The sequence below is a fragment of the Pseudomonas paralactis genome, assembly GCF_001439735.1.
In the GTDB taxonomy this organism is placed as follows: Bacteria; Pseudomonadota; Gammaproteobacteria; order Pseudomonadales; family Pseudomonadaceae; genus Aquipseudomonas; species Aquipseudomonas paralactis.
On record NZ_JYLN01000007.1, the window covers coordinates 114,100 to 132,051 of the forward strand.

The 17,952-nt window shown below is 61.7% G+C and carries 15 protein-coding genes; 11 read left to right on the forward strand and 4 right to left on the reverse strand.

The features are described 5' to 3' along the window. Nucleotides 1–7: 7 nt before the first annotated feature. From TX23_RS18440 to TX23_RS18455, 4 genes are read right to left on the reverse strand one after another with little or no spacing between them, the layout of a single operon-like run. Complete coding sequence (locus tag TX23_RS18440) at nt 8–1,207, reverse strand: ABC transporter substrate-binding protein (RefSeq protein WP_057703425.1); 1,200 nt, start codon at nt 1,205–1,207, stop codon at nt 8–10. After that, nucleotides 1,194–1,997, reverse strand: coding sequence for an ABC transporter ATP-binding protein (locus TX23_RS18445; RefSeq protein ID WP_057703426.1), 804 nt, complete (start codon nt 1,995–1,997; stop codon nt 1,194–1,196). The genes TX23_RS18440 and TX23_RS18445 overlap by 14 nt, the downstream gene beginning before the upstream one ends. Continuing rightward, nucleotides 1,994–3,055 carry an acyl-CoA dehydrogenase family protein gene (locus tag TX23_RS18450; RefSeq protein ID WP_057703427.1) on the reverse strand — a complete coding sequence of 354 codons (1,062 nt, stop codon included), beginning with the start codon at nt 3,053–3,055 and terminating at the stop codon, nt 1,994–1,996. The genes TX23_RS18445 and TX23_RS18450 overlap by 4 nt, the downstream gene beginning before the upstream one ends. 40 nt (nt 3,056–3,095) lie before the next feature. Further along, entirely contained in the window at nt 3,096–3,656 is a 561-nt protein-coding gene (locus tag TX23_RS18455; RefSeq protein WP_032875627.1) for a carboxymuconolactone decarboxylase family protein, read from the reverse strand. A gap of 103 nt (nt 3,657–3,759) precedes the next feature. On the opposite strand from TX23_RS18455, the gene TX23_RS18460 reads away from it, so the two are divergent. The 11 genes from TX23_RS18460 (at nt 3,760) to TX23_RS18510 (ending at nt 17,944) form a co-directional block, all read left to right on the forward strand. Further along, complete coding sequence (locus TX23_RS18460) at nt 3,760–4,665, forward strand: AraC family transcriptional regulator (RefSeq protein ID WP_057703428.1); 906 nt, start codon at nt 3,760–3,762, stop codon at nt 4,663–4,665. 198 nt (nt 4,666–4,863) lie between these two features. Then, nucleotides 4,864–5,766 (forward strand): calcium-binding protein, encoded by a 903-nt coding sequence (locus TX23_RS18465; RefSeq protein WP_057703628.1) that lies wholly within the window; start codon nt 4,864–4,866, stop codon nt 5,764–5,766. Nucleotides 5,767–5,856: 90 nt separating this feature from the next. Next, the gene (locus tag TX23_RS18470; RefSeq protein ID WP_057703429.1) at nt 5,857–6,315 is read left to right on the forward strand and encodes an SRPBCC family protein; all 459 of its coding nucleotides are present in this window, start codon (nt 5,857–5,859) and stop codon (nt 6,313–6,315) included. Nucleotides 6,316–6,397: 82 nt separating this feature from the next. Beyond that, nucleotides 6,398–6,844, forward strand: a complete 447-nt coding sequence (locus tag TX23_RS18475; protein WP_057703430.1) for a DUF411 domain-containing protein — start codon at nt 6,398–6,400, stop codon at nt 6,842–6,844. Between the two features lie 3 nt (nt 6,845–6,847). Next, nucleotides 6,848–7,291, forward strand: a complete 444-nt coding sequence (locus TX23_RS18480) for a YqaA family protein (RefSeq protein ID WP_057703431.1) — start codon at nt 6,848–6,850, stop codon at nt 7,289–7,291. 45 nt (nt 7,292–7,336) lie between these two features. Then, nucleotides 7,337–8,338 (forward strand): alpha/beta fold hydrolase, encoded by a 1,002-nt coding sequence (locus TX23_RS18485; RefSeq protein ID WP_057703432.1) that lies wholly within the window; start codon nt 7,337–7,339, stop codon nt 8,336–8,338. Nucleotides 8,339–8,354: 16 nt separating this feature from the next. Next, on the forward strand, nt 8,355–9,308 hold the full coding sequence (locus TX23_RS18490) for a D-2-hydroxyacid dehydrogenase family protein (protein ID WP_057703629.1): 954 nt from the start codon (nt 8,355–8,357) through the stop codon (nt 9,306–9,308). Nucleotides 9,309–9,782: 474 nt separating this feature from the next. Further along, entirely contained in the window at nt 9,783–11,339 is a 1,557-nt protein-coding gene (gene glgA, locus TX23_RS18495; protein ID WP_082629654.1) for a glycogen synthase GlgA, read from the forward strand. Nucleotides 11,340–11,370: 31 nt separating this feature from the next. Beyond that, nucleotides 11,371–13,116, forward strand: a complete 1,746-nt coding sequence (gene treZ / locus TX23_RS18500; protein WP_057703434.1) for a malto-oligosyltrehalose trehalohydrolase — start codon at nt 11,371–11,373, stop codon at nt 13,114–13,116. Continuing rightward, the gene (malQ, locus tag TX23_RS18505; RefSeq protein ID WP_057703435.1) at nt 13,113–15,197 is read left to right on the forward strand and encodes a 4-alpha-glucanotransferase; all 2,085 of its coding nucleotides are present in this window, start codon (nt 13,113–13,115) and stop codon (nt 15,195–15,197) included. The genes treZ and malQ overlap by 4 nt, the downstream gene beginning before the upstream one ends. Continuing rightward, on the forward strand, nt 15,194–17,944 hold the full coding sequence (locus TX23_RS18510; protein ID WP_057703436.1) for a malto-oligosyltrehalose synthase: 2,751 nt from the start codon (nt 15,194–15,196) through the stop codon (nt 17,942–17,944). Before malQ ends, TX23_RS18510 begins: the two co-directional genes overlap by 4 nt. Nucleotides 17,945–17,952: the final 8 nt, after the last annotated feature.

The following is a 17,952-nucleotide window of genomic DNA, read 5'->3' on the forward strand; positions in this document are numbered from 1 at the left end:
CCGTTGTTCAAACGCCAATCTCCTCGTGCCGCTCATAGCCGTCCGGCAGGCCGAAGGTCTTCATGCCGCCCACCGCTTCGATCGCATGACGCACGAAACGGTCGTCCACCAGGTCCTTGGCAACGAACGCCGGGTCGAGATCGGCGAGAAACTTCTTGTCGCCTTCGATCAGCGTGTCTTTGAGGCGGCGCACCAGTTCTTCGGTGTAGCTGGGGAACGGGTACGGCTGAAAGTCGATGCGGTGCTCGTCCCAATTGGCGTGCTGGATCGCGCCATCTTTCACATAGAGGTCGCGGTCGGTGGCAGCCGGGGCCAGGACCTTGCTCAACACCGGCTCGGCATGTGGCGTGTAGCGGTTCGGGCCATCCTTGGACAAAAGCTTCACCGCCTCTTCGCGATTCTCGCGGGTCCATACCTGAGCCTTGACGATGGCGTTCACCACCTTCTGCGACCACTCCGGGCGGTTGGTCAGGTCGTGCTCATGCATAAATACCACGCAGCAAGCGTGGTTGCGCCACACATCGCCGGTAAAGCGCTGCACGCGGCCAACCTTGAGGTTCTCGGCCAGGGCGTTGAACGGCTCGGCGACGATATAGCCATCGATGCGCTTGCTGGCCAGCGCGGGCGGCATGTCCGATGGCGGCAACACGATCAGGTTGACTTCATTGGTGGCAATTGAACTGCCGGTCGCACGCGTCACCGGTGTGAGGCCGTTGTCGCGGAACAATTGTTGGACCACCACATTATGGATCGAGTACCAGAACGGAATCGCCACCGACTTGCCACCCAGCTGCTTCACGTCGGTGATGCCCGGCGATACGGTCAGGCCCGAGCCGCCCACATGGTTCCAGGCCACCACTTTGGCCGGCACCTTGCTGCCGTAGCGCGCCCACACGGTCATCGGTGACAACAGGTGAATCACGTTGACCTGCCCCGAAATAAACGCCTCGATTACCTGGGCCCAACTGCGCAACAGTACCGGGCGTTCGGCCTTGATGCCTTCGGCTTCGAACAGACCGTTGTTGTGGGCGACCAGCAGCGGCGTGGCGTCGGTGATCGGCAAATAACCGATACGCACCGGCGCGTCGGGCTCATTGGCGGCGCGGGCCTGCAGGCTGCTCAACAGCGGCAAGGCCCCGGCGGCACTGAGCACCGCCGAGAGTTTGAGAAAGTCACGGCGCGAGTGGGTCAGGTCATCCAGACACATGGCTAAGCTCCTGTTGTTCATGGGGGTTGGGTTGAGGGCGGCTCGCCTGCCGTAAGGTTTTCAGAATCTCGATACGCAGCGCGCCGATGGCCTCGACCTGTTCTTCCCGAGGTTGCGACAAGTCGATATGCCATTCGCCCAGGGTCCGCGCCGGGCGGTTACCCAGTAGCAGGATGCGGTCGGACAGCAATAGTGCCTCGTCGATATCGTGGGTGATCAATACCGCCGCCGAACCTTGTTCACGGTTGACCTTGAGCAGCAGGTGCTGCATGTCGGCGCGGGTCACTTCGTCCAGCGCGCCGAAGGGCTCATCCAGCAACAGCACTTGCGGCTGGCGTGCCAGGCAGCGGGCCAGCGCGGTGCGCTGGGCCATGCCGCCGGACAACTGCGCCGGGAACTGCTGGCGCGCATGTTCCAGGCCCACTGCAGCGATAGCGTGGTCGACACGTGCGCGGCGCTCTTGCACACTCAGGTGCGGTTGGCGGGCGAAGTCCAGGCCAAAGGCAACGTTCTTTTCCAGGTTCAGCCAGGGCAACAGGCTGGGATCTTGAAAGGCCACCGCCACCCGTGGGTGCGGGCCGCTCAAGGCTTCGCCCAATACCTGCACGCGGCCGGCCTGGGGTAGCTGCAAACCGGCAAGCACACGCAGCAGGCTGGATTTGCCCACGCCGCTGGGCCCCAGGATCGACACCACTTCGCCCGCCTGCAACTGCAAGTCGAACCCTTGCAGAACCGGGCCGCTGGCATACCCCAGGCAAATCCCCTGGGCCGTCATAACCGCCTGGCTCATAGATTGGCCTGACGATGCAACTCGGTGCGCAGTTGCACCAGGCTGGGCGTCACAATCGGCACAAACGCCGACTCGCGCCAGCGCCGCGCAAAGCCGCTGCCGTGGGCGGTCAGGTAGGCCTTGCCGCCGCTGGCCTGCAACTCAAGCTGCACGGCGCCGGCGGCGGTTTCTGCCAAGGCAATGCGCAGCTTGAACAAGGGGATCGGCTCAGCAGCAAAGCGCCCGGCCAGCAACCCGCTCTTGAGCTCGCTGACCAGATGGTCCAGCGTCGCTCGCAAGGCTTCCAACTCTTCGCGCAAGACCGTGCGGCTGGCGCCCAAATGGTTGGCTACCTCGGCCAGAGAACGCCGAGCCAGGCCAATCGACATGCCGCACTGCAAGCCCAGAAACGCCGGGCGCACCGCCGGCAGGAACTTGCGCGCGTCCTCGTGCAACAACCAATCACGGCTCAGCTCCACGCCCTCCAGGCCCAGGGCGGCGGTGTTGCTCGATTGCAACCCAAGCAGCTCCAGATCGCGGGAGCGCTGCAAGCCCGCAACAGAATCGGGGATCGCCAGGATAAATGGCGTACCACCGCCCGCATGTTCGATAGCGGCCGCGGCGACAAAACCATTCTTGCGCAGGTTGGTCACCCAATGCAGACGACCGTTGAGCGTCCATCCATGCTCGTTGGGCTCGGCGCTGATCTGCAACGACTCGATACCCGAGATGAACTTCATTGCGTTCGACAACCCGGTGGCTCCGGCCAACTTGCCACTGAGCAGGTCCGGCATCAGTTCTTCGCGCAGGCGCTGATTGGGGCTCTGTAACAAGTACTCGATAAACGAGCGCTGGCCCCAGCACACAAATGCCGCCGCCAGGGAATGGCTGGCCACATTGGCAATGGCCTCGACCGCCCCCGTCACATCACCGCCTAACCCGCCCAGTTGGGTAGGTACACCGATTTTCAGAATATTGGCTTCTGCCAGGCGTGGCAGCACTTCCTGTGGATCGCAACTGCCCACGTCCAGGGCCTGCGCTTGAACATCGAGCCAACGGCTCAAGATAGGGTCAAGCATTCAATGTCTCTCCTTTTACAGCAGGTGGACCAACGCCGATTCAGCTTGCCGGTTTTTCCCAGCGGTATTGCGCCAGTTCAGGATTCAACGGGGTACGGGCAAACACGTTAGCGAAGTTGCACAGGGTTGCCAGGCTTACGCCCAAGATGACCTCCAGCGCGTGGCCCTTGGTGTAGCCGGCCGCAAGGAACGCCTCAAAGCCGGCATCGCTGACATCACCCCGAGTGGCGATCACTTCACGGGTAAAGGCGGCGAGTGTCTCATAGCGAGTGTCAGGCAGCTCACCCAACCGGCGCAGGGCCTCGATCACGTTCTCGGGCAGCTTGGCCTTGTTGCGTGCAACGGCGGTGTGGCCGGCGACACAGAAATCGCACCCGTGGGTGGTAGCAGCAATCAATTGCACCACTTCGCGGTCGGCCAGGCTCAGCTCAGCCTTGGCATTCAAGCCGGAGACAGTGATATAGGTTTCCAGCGCCGCCGGTGCGTTGGCCAATACCGCCAGCAGATTGGGAATGAAGCCCGAGGCCTTCTGCGCGTTTTCCAGGAAAGGTTTCGCCGCCTCGGGGGCGGTGTCAGGGGTGAGCAACGGTACACGGGACATGGAGGGGTCTCCTGGTGGGTTCGAGTGCGCCAGTCTGTTGGTTCTAAAAAAATCGCTCAATAGGCTAAAGTAGCGATTACTTGCTCTTGAGTCTTTCCATTAGATGAATTCGTCCAGCGCCCTTGTCGATTGGTTATTAGATAGCCTTGAACTCAACACCAGTTTGTTTCACGTCGGCCGTTATTGCGGTGACTGGCACGCCAGCACGCACGGCCTGGCGCAAGCGAGTTTCCATTTGATCGTGCAGGGCGAATGCTGGCTGCATATCGATGGCGATCCCACGCCCCAGCACCTGAATAACGGTGACGCCGTGTTCCTGCTGCGTGACCTGGCCTATCAGCTGTCCGGTGAAAGTACCGCGGCAGGCGCCCGAGAGTGCCCTCGCCGGCCGATGCTGCCCCTCGACAACAGTGCCGTGGACGGCGTGGGGCTGGTCTGCGGCTTCTTTCACTTCCAGTCCGGCTTGTCGGCGATGATCGTCGACAGCCTGCCCGCCTGGATCATCCTGCGTGCCGGCGACCCATCGTTGACCGCTGCGCGCAATCTTTTCGAATTGATTCTGCAAGAGTGCGAGCGCATACCGGCGCCCTCCTCTGCCTTGCTCGAACGCCTTTGCCACTTGTTGTTTTTGTATGTGCTGCGCCAGCAAGTCATCGACAACACTGAACTCGGCGGGCTGGCTGCGCTGGGTCGGCAACCGGCATTTGCCGGCCTGCTGGAGCAATTGATCGCGCGCCCGGCCGAGCCCTGGAGCCTGGAAAGCATGGCGGCGTGCACGGGGCTATCCCGTTCGGCGTTTTTCAAACGTTTCAGGGAACTATGCGGCCAGTCGCCGGGGCAGGTATTGCTGATGATGCGTATGCGCCATGCCTGTGGGTTGCTCAAGGCCGACCAGACCGTGGCCGAGGTCTCGCTGGCAGCCGGGTATCAGTCGGTGGCTGCATTTACTCGGGCCTTTCATAAAGTCACCGGGCAGCAACCTGGCGCCTATCGCAGGGCACAAGCCTAAGCAACCGCCGGTTTACGCTACCCCAGGCAAGTGCTGGCCATGCTGGATATCTGATCGCCCCGGGGAGCATTAAAGGTTGGCGTAAATGCCTTGACGCAAATGAGTCACCGCCCGCAGGAACCCTTTGGGCCGATCCTCCACGCAAGAGTAGTCATGGCGCACTGTCAGACTTTCTACGATCAACCCGAAGGACACCTGATGCTATTACCCCTCACTCATTCAGCAGTCCCCCATTACTCCACGGCTTCCACCGAACCGCAGCGGTCCAAGCCGTCACCCTATGCCCCCCCCTCGGACCTGCAGCGGGGCGTACCGAATATCAGGACGCACCTGCTGCTTGAAAAAGGTGATGTGACCTTCAGCCGGGAAATTACCTGGAGCACCCGGAACCCCGAAAAACCGCAGATCAGCTCCAGTCGACTTGTGGTAGAAACCAGTAACGGCGCCGACGAGGTCCACGTGCGCAGTTGGCCGGGCGACAAGCTGCAGTTCATCATCAACGGCAGACCGTATGTGCTTGAGGCCAAAGCACCACAAGGCCCGGATCAAAGCCTTTTGATCAAAACCAATGGCGGCGATGACAGGGTCATCATTGATGATGACGTCAAGCACCGCCTGGAAGTACAGGGTGGCGCCGGAAACGACTTCATCCAGGCCGGCGGTGGCATGTCCGGGCTATTTGGCGGCAGCGGCCACGATATCCTGCTCTTGGGCAGCAACTCTGGCTACGCCGAAGGCAACGACGGAGACGACCTGATCATCGGCGGCAGTGGCAATGCCTTCATGTTCGGTAACGGGGGCAACGACCGACTCGATGCAGGGGTTGGCAATGCACATAAACAGAACTTGCTCGATGGTGGCGACGGCGACGACAAACTGTATGCCGGTAGCGGGACCAACCATCTGATAGGCGGCAACGGCAATGATCTGCTGACAGGGCATGACCGTACGTCTTTCTATACCGGTGAAGGTAACGACCGCATCGCCAATCATCAGCCCACGGACAGCATTCACACGCGGGTCAATGATCAATGGACACTCACCCAAGGCTCGGCCTTGAATGAGGCCAGACCGGGCAAAGCCGGCGAGCAGCCAAGTTAACCAACGGTCGCAATACTCCCGTGCAAAGCGCGGGAGTCGGACTATTCTGACAGCTCCTAGTGTAAAAACCCGCCACACAGGAGGTGTGTCATGCACGCGACTGAGCAGTCGATCCGCTTGGAGCAGATCAGTCAGGAACGCTTCATCCGGGCCCCAATCGACACTGTCTACGATTATGTGACCCAGCCCGACCGCTGGCACGAATGGCACCCCACCTCCCTCAGCGCCGACACCGGCACCCGCGGTTCACTCCCGGTTGGCTCGCGTTTTACTGAAGACATCAACCTGCTGGGCATTCGCGTATCCATGAGCTACCGCGTGCAAATCGCCCGCCGCCCCGACGAGTTCAAGACCGTGTTCACCTCCCTGGCGGTGGACGGGTCTATCCATTATTTCTTGCAGGCCCATCAGGGTGGCACTCGGTTCAAGCGTGTATTGACGTATGAAACCGAACTGCAACTGGCCACCTTGCACGAACGCATGATCAAACTCTCTGCCACCGCCCTGGACCAGCTCAAGCAGCGGTTGGAAAGCCCAGGCTTCGTATAATTTAGAAACATTACCACCGCGTCTCGGTGTAAAAAGCAGGGAGAATGCGCGCTTTATTGCTGCGCTTTCAGTGAGACCCCTGATGACAAACCCATTACGACTGGCCTTGCTCTGCGCCCTGTTTGCCGCCCCCCTGGCCCAGGCCGCCGAACTGATTCCCATCGATGTGCACCGCGACGCCAACTGCGGTTGCTGCAAAAAGTGGATCAGCCATCTGGAGAGCAACGGCTTTAAGGTCAACGATCACGTTGAAGCGGATATGAGTGCGGTCAAGCAACGCCTGGGCGTGGCCCCGCGACTCGGCTCGTGCCATACGGCTGTGATCGACGGCAAATTCGTCGAAGGCCATGTACCTGCCGAGCAAGTGATGGCCTTGCGCAAACGCGACGACCTGTTGGGTCTTGCCGCACCGGGCATGCCCCTGGGCTCACCAGGCATGGAAGTTGAGGGTCGCAGCGAGGCCTATCAAGTCATTGGCCTGACGCGCGACGGCAAGGATGTGGTGGTAGCCGACTACCCGGCACACTGACCGGTGCTGACGGGTTACCTGGGACTGTTCGTCGCGGCGTTTGGTGCGGCGACGTTATTGCCGCTGCAATCGGAGGCCGTGTTGGTGGGCCTGCTGCTCAGCGGGCATTACAACCTATGGTTGCTGCTGGGCATCGCCACGTTGGGTAACGTGCTCGGCTCAGTGGTCAATTGGCTGCTCGGACGCTCGGTGGAACGTTTCAAGGAGCGGCGTTGGTTTCCAGTGAGCGCCAGGCAACTGGACAAAGCCCGCCGCCATTACGGGCATTGGGGGCACTGGACATTGTTGCTCAGTTGGGTACCGATCATTGGTGACCCGTTGACGCTGGTGGCTGGGGTGATGCGTGAGCCGTTGTGGCGGTTTTTGCTGTTGGTTACCCTGGCCAAAGGCATACGTTATGGCGTGCTCGCAGCGCTGACGTTGCAATGGGTGTTAATCCCCCGTTAATCCTCTCCCAAGAGCATCCGGACATCTTTCTCGGAGCCCCAGCCCATGCCGTTCATCCGTTCCTTATGCATAGCCGGCCTGTTTTCAGTGAGCGCCACCCCCGTGTTAGCCGCCACTTATGGCCCGGAACTCCAAGGCTTCCAATACCCCTATCCTCTCCAGCATTTCACTTTCCAATCCCAAGGCAAATCCCTGCAAATGGGCTACATGGACGTCCCCGCAACCGGCACCGCCAACGGTCGCAGCGTGGTGCTGATGCACGGCAAGAACTTCTGCGGGGCCACCTGGGAAGGTTCGATCAAGGCACTCAGCAGTGCCGGTTACCGCGTCATCGCCCCCGACCAGATCGGCTTCTGCACGTCCAGCAAGCCCGATCACTACCAGTACAGCTTCCAGCAATTGGCGACCAACACCCACCAGTTGCTGGAAAAACTCGGCATCCAGAAAGCCACGGTGATCGGCCATTCCACCGGCGGGATGCTTGCCACTCGCTATGCCTTGATGTACCCCGAGAAAACCGAACAGCTTGGGCTGGTAAACCCTATCGGCCTGGAGGACTGGAAAGCCCTGGGCGTGCCCTACCAGAGCGTCGACCAGTGGTACCAGCGCGAGCTGAAAATGAGCGCCGAGGGGGTGCGCAAATATGAACGCGACACCTATTACGTCGGGCGCTGGAAGCCGGAATACGAACGCTGGGTGGATATGCTCGTCGGCCTGAACAAAGGCCCGGGGCATCTGCAGGTCGCATGGAACTCGGCGTTGATTTACGACATGATCTTCACCCAGCCGGTGTACTACGAATTCAAGGACCTTAAGGTTCCCACCCTGCTGCTGATCGGCACCAGCGACACGACTGCGATCGGCAAGGATGTGGCGCCGCCCGAGGTCAAGGCCAGGATTGGCAATTACCAAGTGCTGGGCAAGCAGGTGGCCAAGCTGATTCCCCACGCCACACTGGTGCAATTCCCAGGCTTGGGCCATGCGCCGCAGATGGAAGAACCGGAGCAGTTTCATAAAGCGCTGTTGCAGGGTATGAATGCCCTTTGATTTCGAGGCCCACGGCATGTCGATACAGATCGCAGTGATAGATGATTGGCAAAATGTCGCCAGCGACGTGGTGGATTGGTCGGCGCTGGATGGCCTGGGCCAGGTGCATTTCCTCCACGACTACCCCGCCGATACGGCGACGATGGTTGAGCGTTTGAAGGGCTTTGAGGTGATTTGCGTCATGCGCGAACGCTCCACCTTCGACAAGGCCCTGCTGCAAGGGCTGTCCAGGCTCAAATTGCTGGTCACCGGCGGTATGCGCAATGCTGCCATCGATATTGCCGCTGCCAAGGAACTGGGTATCCAGGTATGCGGCACCGACAGCTATAAGCACGCGGCGCCGGAACTGACCTGGGCATTGATTATGGCCTCTACGCGTAATCTGCTGGCCGAAGCCAATTCGCTGCGCGCAGGTGGATGGCAGGTGGGCCTGGGCGGTGACCTGCATGGCAAAACCCTGGGTGTGCTCGGCCTGGGCAGTATCGGCCAGAAAGTCGCGACGTTTGCCCAGGCATTCGGGATGCGGGTGATCGCCTGGAGCGAAAACCTCACACCGCAGCGGGCGGCTGAAGCGGGTGTGACATGGGTCAGCAAGCGCGAGTTGTTTGAACAGGCGGACATCCTCACCATCCATCTGGTGCTCAGTGAGCGCAGCCGTGGGCTGGTGGATGCCCAGGCACTGGCGTGGATGAAGCCCACGGCGCACCTGGTGAACACCGCGCGCGGGCCGATTGTGGATGAGCAGGCGCTGGTGCAGGCATTGAGCAGTGGCCGCCTGGCCGGGGCGGCGCTGGATGTGTTTGCCCAGGAGCCGCTGCCGGCTGAACATCCGTTTCGCCGCTTGCCCAACGTGCTGGCCACGCCACACGTGGGGTATGTGAGTGAGCGCAATTACCGGCAGTTCTATGAACAAATGATTGAAGACATTCAGGCCTGGGCCGGCGATGTGCCCATCCGTGTGCTTGGCTGACGCACCAAAAAAGCGCAGCCCTGCCTTCCTGTAGGAGCGAGCTTGCTCGCGAAAATCGTCAACGATAACGCGTGTTTCTTGAATAAACGCGGCGTCTGTCAGTTTTTCGCGAGCAAGCTCGCTCCTACAGAAAGGCACGCTGCATATCGTTAGATTTTTTTTGTCCTACAAAAAACTGCGCTAAACCCGGCAGGCGCTGGGATCTGGCCTAGACTCATGACCGATGGGTCCGTTCCAAAACAAAAACCCCGCAAAAAATCTAAACTTTCCAACTCCGCCTCAGGTCAAGTTTTAGGTAAGGACGTGCACGTGCGTTTCACGCCGAATGCCCGTTCATCCAATCTTTTTCAGCCGACGTTGCAACTGGCATACGCCTTGCCAGCTTGTATAGCGCTGGTGTGCCTGGCCGCAGGATGCGGCCACTCGGAGCTGATGGCAGCGGGCCATTAGCGAACCAACAAATGGGAGTGCATTATGATCAGTGCCGCAGTAGATACTCAGGGAGAGCGTTTTAGTCAGCCGGTAGGGGGGCCAACGTCTTTGGTCGACCTGCCCAACACTGTGCGGCCGATCGTGAGTCAGAATCCGAATCGAAAGAAAGTCTTGTTTGTCACCTCCGAGTTCGCCGACCTGGTGAAAACCGGTGGCCTGGGCGATGTGTCCGCCGCCCTGCCCCGCGCCATGGCGCACTTGCACGATGTGCGGGTGTTGATCCCCGGTTACCCGCAAGTGATGGAAAGCGACAACCCGATTCATATCGTCGGTGAACTGGGCGGCCACGCCGCGCTGCCGCCTTGCAAGATCGGGCGTATGGACCTTGCGGACGGCCTGGTCATCTATGTGCTGATCTGCCCTGAACTGTACGAGCGCGAAGGCACGCCCTACGGCGCCAACAACGGCCGCGACTGGCCGGATAACCACATTCGCTTCGCCCGCCTTGGCCTGGCCGCCGCCGACATGGCCGCCAACCTGGCACAGATTCACTGGTGCCCTGACCTGGTGCACGCCCATGACTGGCCCGCTGGCCTGGCCCCGGCCTACATGCACTGGCGTGGGTCACGCACGCCAACACTGTTCACCATCCATAACCTGGCTTATCAGGGTGTGGTGAGCCTGGCGTCGACGCCTGAGCTGGGTATTCCACCCCATGCCCTGCAACAGGAAGGCATGGAGTTTTACGGCAAGATGTCGTTCCTCAAGGCGGGCATGGCCTATTCCAGCCACATCACCACCGTGAGCGCCACCTACGCCCAGGAAATCACCACGCCGGAATTCGGCTGTGGCCTGGATGGCTTTCTTGCCAGCAAGACTCAACAAGGTCTGCTCAGCGGGATTCCCAACGGCATCGACGAAAGCTGGGAAACGTCCACCGACACGCACCTGATCCACAATTTCAATATTGGCGACTGGGAAGGCAAGGCGATCAACGCCGCCCATGTGCGCGAGCTGTTTGGCCTGCACGAGTCCAACGGGCCGCTGTTCGCGGTGGTGTCACGCCTGGTTTATCAGAAGGGTCTGGACCTGACTGAAGCGGTCGCCGGTTTTATCGTCGAGAACGGCGGCCAAATCGCGATCATCGGCCGTGGTGAGCCCGAAGAAGAACAGGCCATGCGCGAACTGGCGCTGCGCTTCCCGGGCCAGGTGGGTGTGCGCATTGGCTTTAACGAGACCGATGCCCGTCGCATGTTTGCCGGCAGTGATTTCCTGCTGATGCCTTCTCGCTATGAACCTTGCGGCCTGAGCCAAATGTATGCGCAGCGCTTTGGTTCGTTGCCGGTGGCGCGGAACACCGGTGGCCTGGCGGACACCATTGAAGATGGCGTCACCGGCTTTCTGTTCAATGAATCCACGGTGCAAAGCTACGAAGAAGCCCTGCGCCGTGCCTTCAAGGTATTCGCCTTCCCGGGCCTGCTTAACGCCATGCGCAGTCGTGCCATGACGCAACCGTTCAACTGGTGCCAGGCGGTTGAACCCTACGCCGAACTCTACGAACAACTGGTGGCCAAGGCCCTGGGGAAGTCGACCAAATAGCCACTTGAACCCACCCGGGAGGTCTTCATAGATGCCGTTACGGACTCTGGACACCTGGCCCCACGGCGCAATCATGCTGGACGCGCAACACACGCGTTTTGCCTTGTGGGCGCCAGACGCTTTTTATGTCAGCGTTGAATTGGAACACGGTAAATCCATCACCCTGCTGCCCCAGGCCGATGGCTGGTTCGAAGTCGAAGCCGCCTGCCCTGCCGGTACGCTCTACCGCTTTAACATCGATGGGGAAAACGCGGTTCCCGACCCCGCGTCCAGGGCCCAGGCCCAGGACGTGCATGGTTGGAGCCGAGTCGTCGACCCCAACGCCTACACCTGGCGCCATACCCAATGGCAAGGCCGCCCCTGGCACACCGCGGTGATCTACGAGCTGCACGTAGGCGCCATGGGTGGCTACGCCGGAGTCGAGAAACACCTGCCGCGCCTGGCTGAGCTGGGCGTCACCGCAATCGAGCTGATGCCGCTGGCGCAATTCCCCGGTGAACGCAACTGGGGCTATGACGGCGTGCTGCCTTATGCACCGCACGCCGCCTACGGGACGCCCGAGCAGCTCAAGCACTTGATCGACACTGCCCATGCCCATGGTTTGGCGGTGATGCTCGATGTGGTCTACAACCACTTCGGGCCCGACGGCAATTACCTGGGCCAGTACGCCAAGGGCTTCTTTCAGGAGGACGTGCATACGCCCTGGGGCGCCGGCATTGATTTCGAACGCCGCCAAGTGCGGGATTTTTTCCTGGATAACGCGCTGATGTGGCTGCTGGAATACCGCTTTGACGGGCTGCGCCTGGATGCGGTACACGCCATCGACAACCCCGGGTTCTTGCAGGAACTGGCACATCGCGTGCGTCAGCAGGTGCACGGCGACCGGCACGTGTGGCTGGTGCTGGAGAACGAACTGAACCAGGCCAGCCTGCTGCAGGACGATTTCAACGCCCAGTGGAATGATGACTTTCATAACGTGCTGCACGTGCTGCTGACCGGTGAAACCGACGCCTATTACAGCGACTTCGCCGAGCAGCCCACCGTCAAGTTGGCGCGCTGCCTGGGTGAAGGCTTCATCTATCAGGGCGACACCACCCGCCACGGCCACGCACGCGGCGACCCCAGTGCGGATCTGCCGCCCAGCGCTTTCGTGGCGTTTTTGCAGAACCACGACCAGATCGGCAACCGCGCCCTGGGCGAACGCTTGCACCAACTGTGTTCGCCCCAGGCGCTGAACGCGGCGACGGCTCTATTGCTGCTCAGCCCGATGATTCCGCTGATGTTCATGGGCGATGAGGTGAATGCCGCCGAACCCTTTCTATTTTTCACCGACCATCACGGTGAACTGGCCGAAGCGGTGCGCGAAGGCCGGCGCAATGAATTCGCCGATTTCGCCGCGTTCCACGACCCCGAGCAACGCGAACGCATTCCGGATCCCAACGCACTGCAAACCTTTGTGCAATCGGCGCCCTCTTTCGTCGAGAACGAGCACACCCAGCTCTATCAGCACCTGCTGAGCCTGCGTCACCAACAGGTAGTGCCGCACTTGCCCGGCACGGTGGCATTGGGCGCGCAGGTGTTGGCCGAGGGCGCTGTGACGGCGCGTTGGCGCCTGGGCAACGGCAGCCTGTTGCAAATCGACCTGAACCTGAGTGAGCAGCCTGTGGATCACCCCGCGCCACACCCCATTATTTTCCAAACGCCTGCCGAGCATGGGGCGCAGTTGCCACCGCTGAGCGCACGCGTTTGCTTATCACCTGCCGGAGAACACTTTTGAGCGAAGCGAACCTGGAACTACTCGCCAGTCGCGCGGGCCTGGCCGTCGATTGGATCGATGCCAACGGTCGCCCGCAACACGTGCAGCCCGAGGCCTTGCGCGCCGTTCTCAAAGGGCTGGGGCACCCGGCCGATACCGACGCCGAGATCGACGCCAGCCTGCAGGAACTGGAGCAGGTGCAACAAGACACGCACCTGCCGCCCTTGATCACCACCGACAGCGGCGCAAGCCTGGACCTGGCGCGCTACTTCGCCCCGGACACGCCGTGTCGCGTCAGCCTGGAAGGCGGTGAAACCCTGGAATTGCGCCTGGACGGCAATGCCGTGCTGCCGGGGGTGATTGCCCTCGGCTACCACCAGGTGCATATCGACGGGCAAACCTTCACCCTCGCCGTTGCGCCCAGCCACTGCTACAGCGTGGCCGACGCAGTGGACAGCCGCCCTGCGCGCGCCTGGGGCTTGAGCGCCCAGCTGTATGCCTTGCGTCGCCTCGGCGATGGCGGCTTTGGTGACACCCTGGCCCTGGAGCACCTGGTGCGTTCGGCTGCCGAGCGCGGCGCCGACGCCGTGGCGATCAGCCCCATGCACGCGATGTTCAGCGCCGACACCGAACGCTTCAGCCCTTATTCCCCGTCCAGCCGCCTGTTTCTCAACAGCCTGTACGCCTCGCCCGCCTGCATCCTTGGCGAGCGGGAAGTCCGCAATGCGATCGAGGCCGCCGGGCTGGCGGACGAACTGCGTGCCGTGGAACAACTCACCCTGATCGACTGGCCCACCGCCGCCAAGGCCAAGCAACGCCTGCTGCGTGCGCTTTATGAGGACTTCCGCCACGGCGCGCACCCACAACATGCCGACTTCCAGAGCTTCCGCCAGGCCGGTGGTGAGGCCCTGGAGAACCATTGCCGTTTCGAAGCCGTACAAGCGCAACGTGCCGCCGCCGGAGAGGACCTCGACTGGCGCCAGTGGCCCGAAGACTGGCGCACGCCACAGAGCCCGGCGCTGGCGCAGTTTGCTGAAGAAAACCGCGAGGAGATCGGCTACTTCGCCTTCACCCAATGGCTGATCGCCCGCAGCCTGGCGCGCGCGCAACAAGCTGCCCGTGGCAGCGGCATGGGCATCGGCCTGATTGCCGACCTGGCGGTGGGTGCCGACGGCGGCGGCAGCCAGGCATGGAGCCGCCAGGATGAACTGTTGGCTGACCTCACGGTTGGCGCACCGCCGGATATTCTCAACCGTGCAGGCCAGGGTTGGGGCATCTCCGCCTTCTCCCCGGAAGGTCTCAAACGCAATGGCTTTCGCGCGTTTATCGAAATGCTGCGGGCCAACTTCGCCCATGCCGGCGGCTTGCGCATCGACCATGTGATGGGCCTGCAACGCCTGTGGGTCATCCCCCTGGGCGCCTCGCCCCGCGAAGGTGCCTACCTGTATTACCCGGTGGACGACCTGCTGCGCTTGCTGGCACTGGAATCCCACCGTCACCAGGCCATCGTCCTCGGCGAAGACCTGGGTACGGTGCCCGAGGGCCTGCGTGAAAAGCTCAGCGCCCGCTCGATCCTGGGTATGCGCGTATTGCTGTTCGAACAGAACCACGAGGGCCGGTTCACGCCGATTCTCGACTGGCCCGACAACGCCCTGGCCACCACCAGCACCCATGACCTGCCCACCCTCAATGGCTGGTGGCACAGTCGCGATATCGAGTGGAATATCCAGCTCGACCTGATCGACGCCCCCACCGTGGAGCAATGGAGCGAACACCGCCTGCGCGAACGTCATGCACTGCGCCAGGCCTTGAGCCAGGACCCGCAGAATTTTGTCGACGAGATCCGCAACGACACCGACCACATGATCGACGCCAGCGTGCGTTACCTGGGCCACACCCGGGCGCCGCTGGTATTGCTGCCATTGGAGGACGCGCTGGGCATCGAAGAGCAAGCCAACCTGCCCGGCACCCTCGACACCCACCCCAATTGGCGCCGACGCTTGCCAGGCGAGGCCGCCAGCCTGCTCGACCACGACAGTGCTGCGCGCCGCCTGGAACTGCTGGCCGTGGCGCGCAACCAAGCCTATGAGCGTGACCGATGAACGCACTGCCCCTGCGCGCCACCCAGCGCCTGCAATTTCATAAAGGTTTTACCCTCGATGATGCGGTGCCGCTGGTGCCGTATTTTGCCCGACTGGGCATCAGCCACCTGTATGCCTCTCCGCTTCTGAGCGCCCGCGCCGGCTCCATGCATGGCTACGATGTGGTCGACCCTACCCGCGTTAATCCAGAACTGGGCGGCGAGGCGGCGTTGCGTCGCCTGGTCGCGGCCCTGCGTGAACACGACATGGGACTTATCCTGGATATCGTCTCCAACCACATGGCCGTGGGCGGCGCGGATAACCCCTGGTGGCTGGACCTGCTGGAGTGGGGCCGCTTGAGCCCCTACAGCGAATTTTTCGACATCCAGTGGCACTCGCCCGACCCGTTGCTCAAAGGCCAATTGTTGATGCCGTTTCTGGGCAGCGATTACGGCGACGCCCTGCAGAGCGGTACGTTGACGCTCAAGTTCGACGCTGCTCAAGGCAGCTTCTACGCCGAGCATTACGAGCATCGTTTCCCGATCTGCCCACGGGATTACGCCTTGATCCTGGGCGGCGATGAGCTGCTCAAGCCGCTGGCCGAGCGCTTCGCCGCCCTCGCCTATCAGGACGACGCCTACACCGAAGCCGCCTGGCTCAAGCAAGCGCTGGCCGAACGCGCCACCGAGGTCTTGCCGGCCATCGAGCAGCGGCTGGCCGCTTTCGATAGTCGCCAGCCCGAGGGTTTCGAGCGCCTGCATCACCTGCTTGAGCAACAGACCTACCGCCTGGCCAGCTGGCGCACCGCCGCCGACGACATCAACTGGCGGCGCTTCTTCGACGTCAATGAGCTGGGCGGCCTGCGCGTGGAGCGCACTGCAGTGTTCGAAGCCACCCACGGCAAGATTTTCGAGCTGATCAGCGCAGGCTTGATCGATGGCCTGCGCATCGACCACATCGATGGCCTCGCCGACCCGCGTGGCTATTGCCGCAAACTGCGCCGCCGCGTGGATGCGCTGTCGCCACAGCGCCATTTGCCGATCTTCGTGGAAAAGATCCTCGGCGAAAGCGAAACCCTGCGTGAAGACTGGCAAGTGGACGGCACCACCGGCTACGAATTCATGAATCAACTGTCGTTACTGCAACACCATCCAGACGGCTTCGCCCTACTGGCCGAGCTGTGGACGCGCCACAGCGAACGGCCTTCGGCGTTTATCGAAGAAGCGCGCTTGGCTCGTCAGCAGATTCTCAATGGCTCGTTGGGCGGCGACTTTGAAAGCGTGGCCCAGGCCCTGCTGCAAGTGGCCCGTGACGATGTCATGACCCGCGACCTGACGCTGGGCGCGATCCGCCGGGCCTTGCAGGAGCTGATCGTGCATTTTCCGGTGTACCGCACCTACATCAGCGCCAGGGGCCGCAGCGCCGCCGACGACAAGGTGTTCCAGCAGGCCATGGACGGCGCACGCAGCACCCTTAACGAAGGTGACTGGCCGGTGCTTGAGCACCTGGAAAAATGGCTGGGCGGCCAGCCTTGGCGCAATCGGCCGGTGGGCCGTGAGCGCAAGATCCTCAAACATGCCTGCGTGCGCTTTCAGCAATTGACTTCACCCGCCGCCGCCAAGGCTGTGGAAGACACGGCGTTCTATCGCTCGGCTGTGTTGCTGTCGCGTAACGACGTGGGCTTCAGTACCGAACAATTCAGTGCACCGTTGGCAGCCTTTCACCAGGCCAATCAACAGCGCCTGACGACCTTCCCGAACAATCTGCTGGCCACCGCCACCCATGACCACAAGCGCGGCGAGGACACCCGCGCACGCCTGGCGGTACTCAGCGAATGCGCGCCCTGGTATGCCGAACAGGTGGAGCACTGGCGCAGCCTCGCCGCCCCCTTGCGCGAGGGTACCGACAGCCCCTCGGCGGGTGATGAGCTGATCCTTTATCAGGTGCTGCTCGGCAGTTGGCCGCTGGAGCACAACCCGGACTTTGAGGCCTACCAGCAACGCCTCTGGCAATGGCAACAAAAAGCCCTGCGCGAAGCCAAGTTGCACAGCAGCTGGAGCGCACCCAACGAGGCGTATGAGCAGGGTGTCGAGCACTTCCTCAAGCGCCTGTTACTCAGCGACGCAGGCAAACCGCTGCGCGATGCGCTGAACAGCGCCGCCCAGGCCATCGCCCCCGCCGGTGCCCTGAACGGGCTGGCGCAAACCTTGCTCCACCTCACCGTGCCGGGTGTACCGGATGTCTACCAGGGCGACGAGTTCTGGGACTTCAGCCTGGTGGATCCGGACAACCGACGCCCGGTGGATTTCGCTGCGCGCCAACGTGCCCTGGATACCCCGCCGGACATCGGTGAGCTGTTGTTCAACTGGCGCGATGGGCGTATCAAACAGGCATTGATCGCCCAGGTACTGAACACACGCAAAGCCTGTCCCGAGCTGTTGCATAACGGCAGCTACACGCCGCTGGAAGTAGTGGGTCGACACGCCGAGCGAGTGGTTGCGTTCTACCGCGAACACCTGGGTCAACAGCTGTTGGTGGTGGTGCCGCGCTGGTCTTGTCCGTTGCTGGAAGACGGTGTGCTCCCCCACATCAATGCGCAGGTTTGGGGCGATACCCGGGTGAAATTACCGTTCGCCACCACAACACAAAACTGGAAGGGACTTTTTCAAACAGGCGCAGTCACACCCAACAAGGAGCTGTTGATCAGCGCTGCCCTGGGGGATTTCCCGGTCAATGTCTTTATCAATCCTGATAATCAAGAAAGCTGAACATTTTC

Excerpts from the sequence above, each read along its gene's own strand:
- TX23_RS18440 (WP_057703425.1), bottom strand. The coding sequence starts at position 1,207 with ATGTGTCTGGATGACCTGACCCACTCGCGCCGTGACTTTCTCAAACTC.
- TX23_RS18445 (WP_057703426.1), bottom strand. The coding sequence starts at position 1,997 with ATGAGCCAGGCGGTTATGACGGCCCAGGGGATTTGCCTGGGGTATGCC.
- TX23_RS18450 (WP_057703427.1), bottom strand. The coding sequence starts at position 3,055 with ATGCTTGACCCTATCTTGAGCCGTTGGCTCGATGTTCAAGCGCAGGCC.
- TX23_RS18455 (WP_032875627.1), bottom strand. The coding sequence starts at position 3,656 with ATGTCCCGTGTACCGTTGCTCACCCCTGACACCGCCCCCGAGGCGGCG.
- TX23_RS18460 (WP_057703428.1), top strand. The coding sequence starts at position 3,760 with ATGAATTCGTCCAGCGCCCTTGTCGATTGGTTATTAGATAGCCTTGAA.
- TX23_RS18465 (WP_057703628.1), top strand. The coding sequence starts at position 4,864 with ATGCTATTACCCCTCACTCATTCAGCAGTCCCCCATTACTCCACGGCT.
- TX23_RS18470 (WP_057703429.1), top strand. The coding sequence starts at position 5,857 with ATGCACGCGACTGAGCAGTCGATCCGCTTGGAGCAGATCAGTCAGGAA.
- TX23_RS18475 (WP_057703430.1), top strand. The coding sequence starts at position 6,398 with ATGACAAACCCATTACGACTGGCCTTGCTCTGCGCCCTGTTTGCCGCC.
- TX23_RS18485 (WP_057703432.1), top strand. The coding sequence starts at position 7,337 with ATGCCGTTCATCCGTTCCTTATGCATAGCCGGCCTGTTTTCAGTGAGC.
- TX23_RS18490 (WP_057703629.1), top strand. The coding sequence starts at position 8,355 with ATGTCGATACAGATCGCAGTGATAGATGATTGGCAAAATGTCGCCAGC.
- glgA (WP_082629654.1), top strand. The coding sequence starts at position 9,783 with ATGATCAGTGCCGCAGTAGATACTCAGGGAGAGCGTTTTAGTCAGCCG.
- treZ (WP_057703434.1), top strand. The coding sequence starts at position 11,371 with ATGCCGTTACGGACTCTGGACACCTGGCCCCACGGCGCAATCATGCTG.
- TX23_RS18510 (WP_057703436.1), top strand. The coding sequence starts at position 15,194 with ATGAACGCACTGCCCCTGCGCGCCACCCAGCGCCTGCAATTTCATAAA.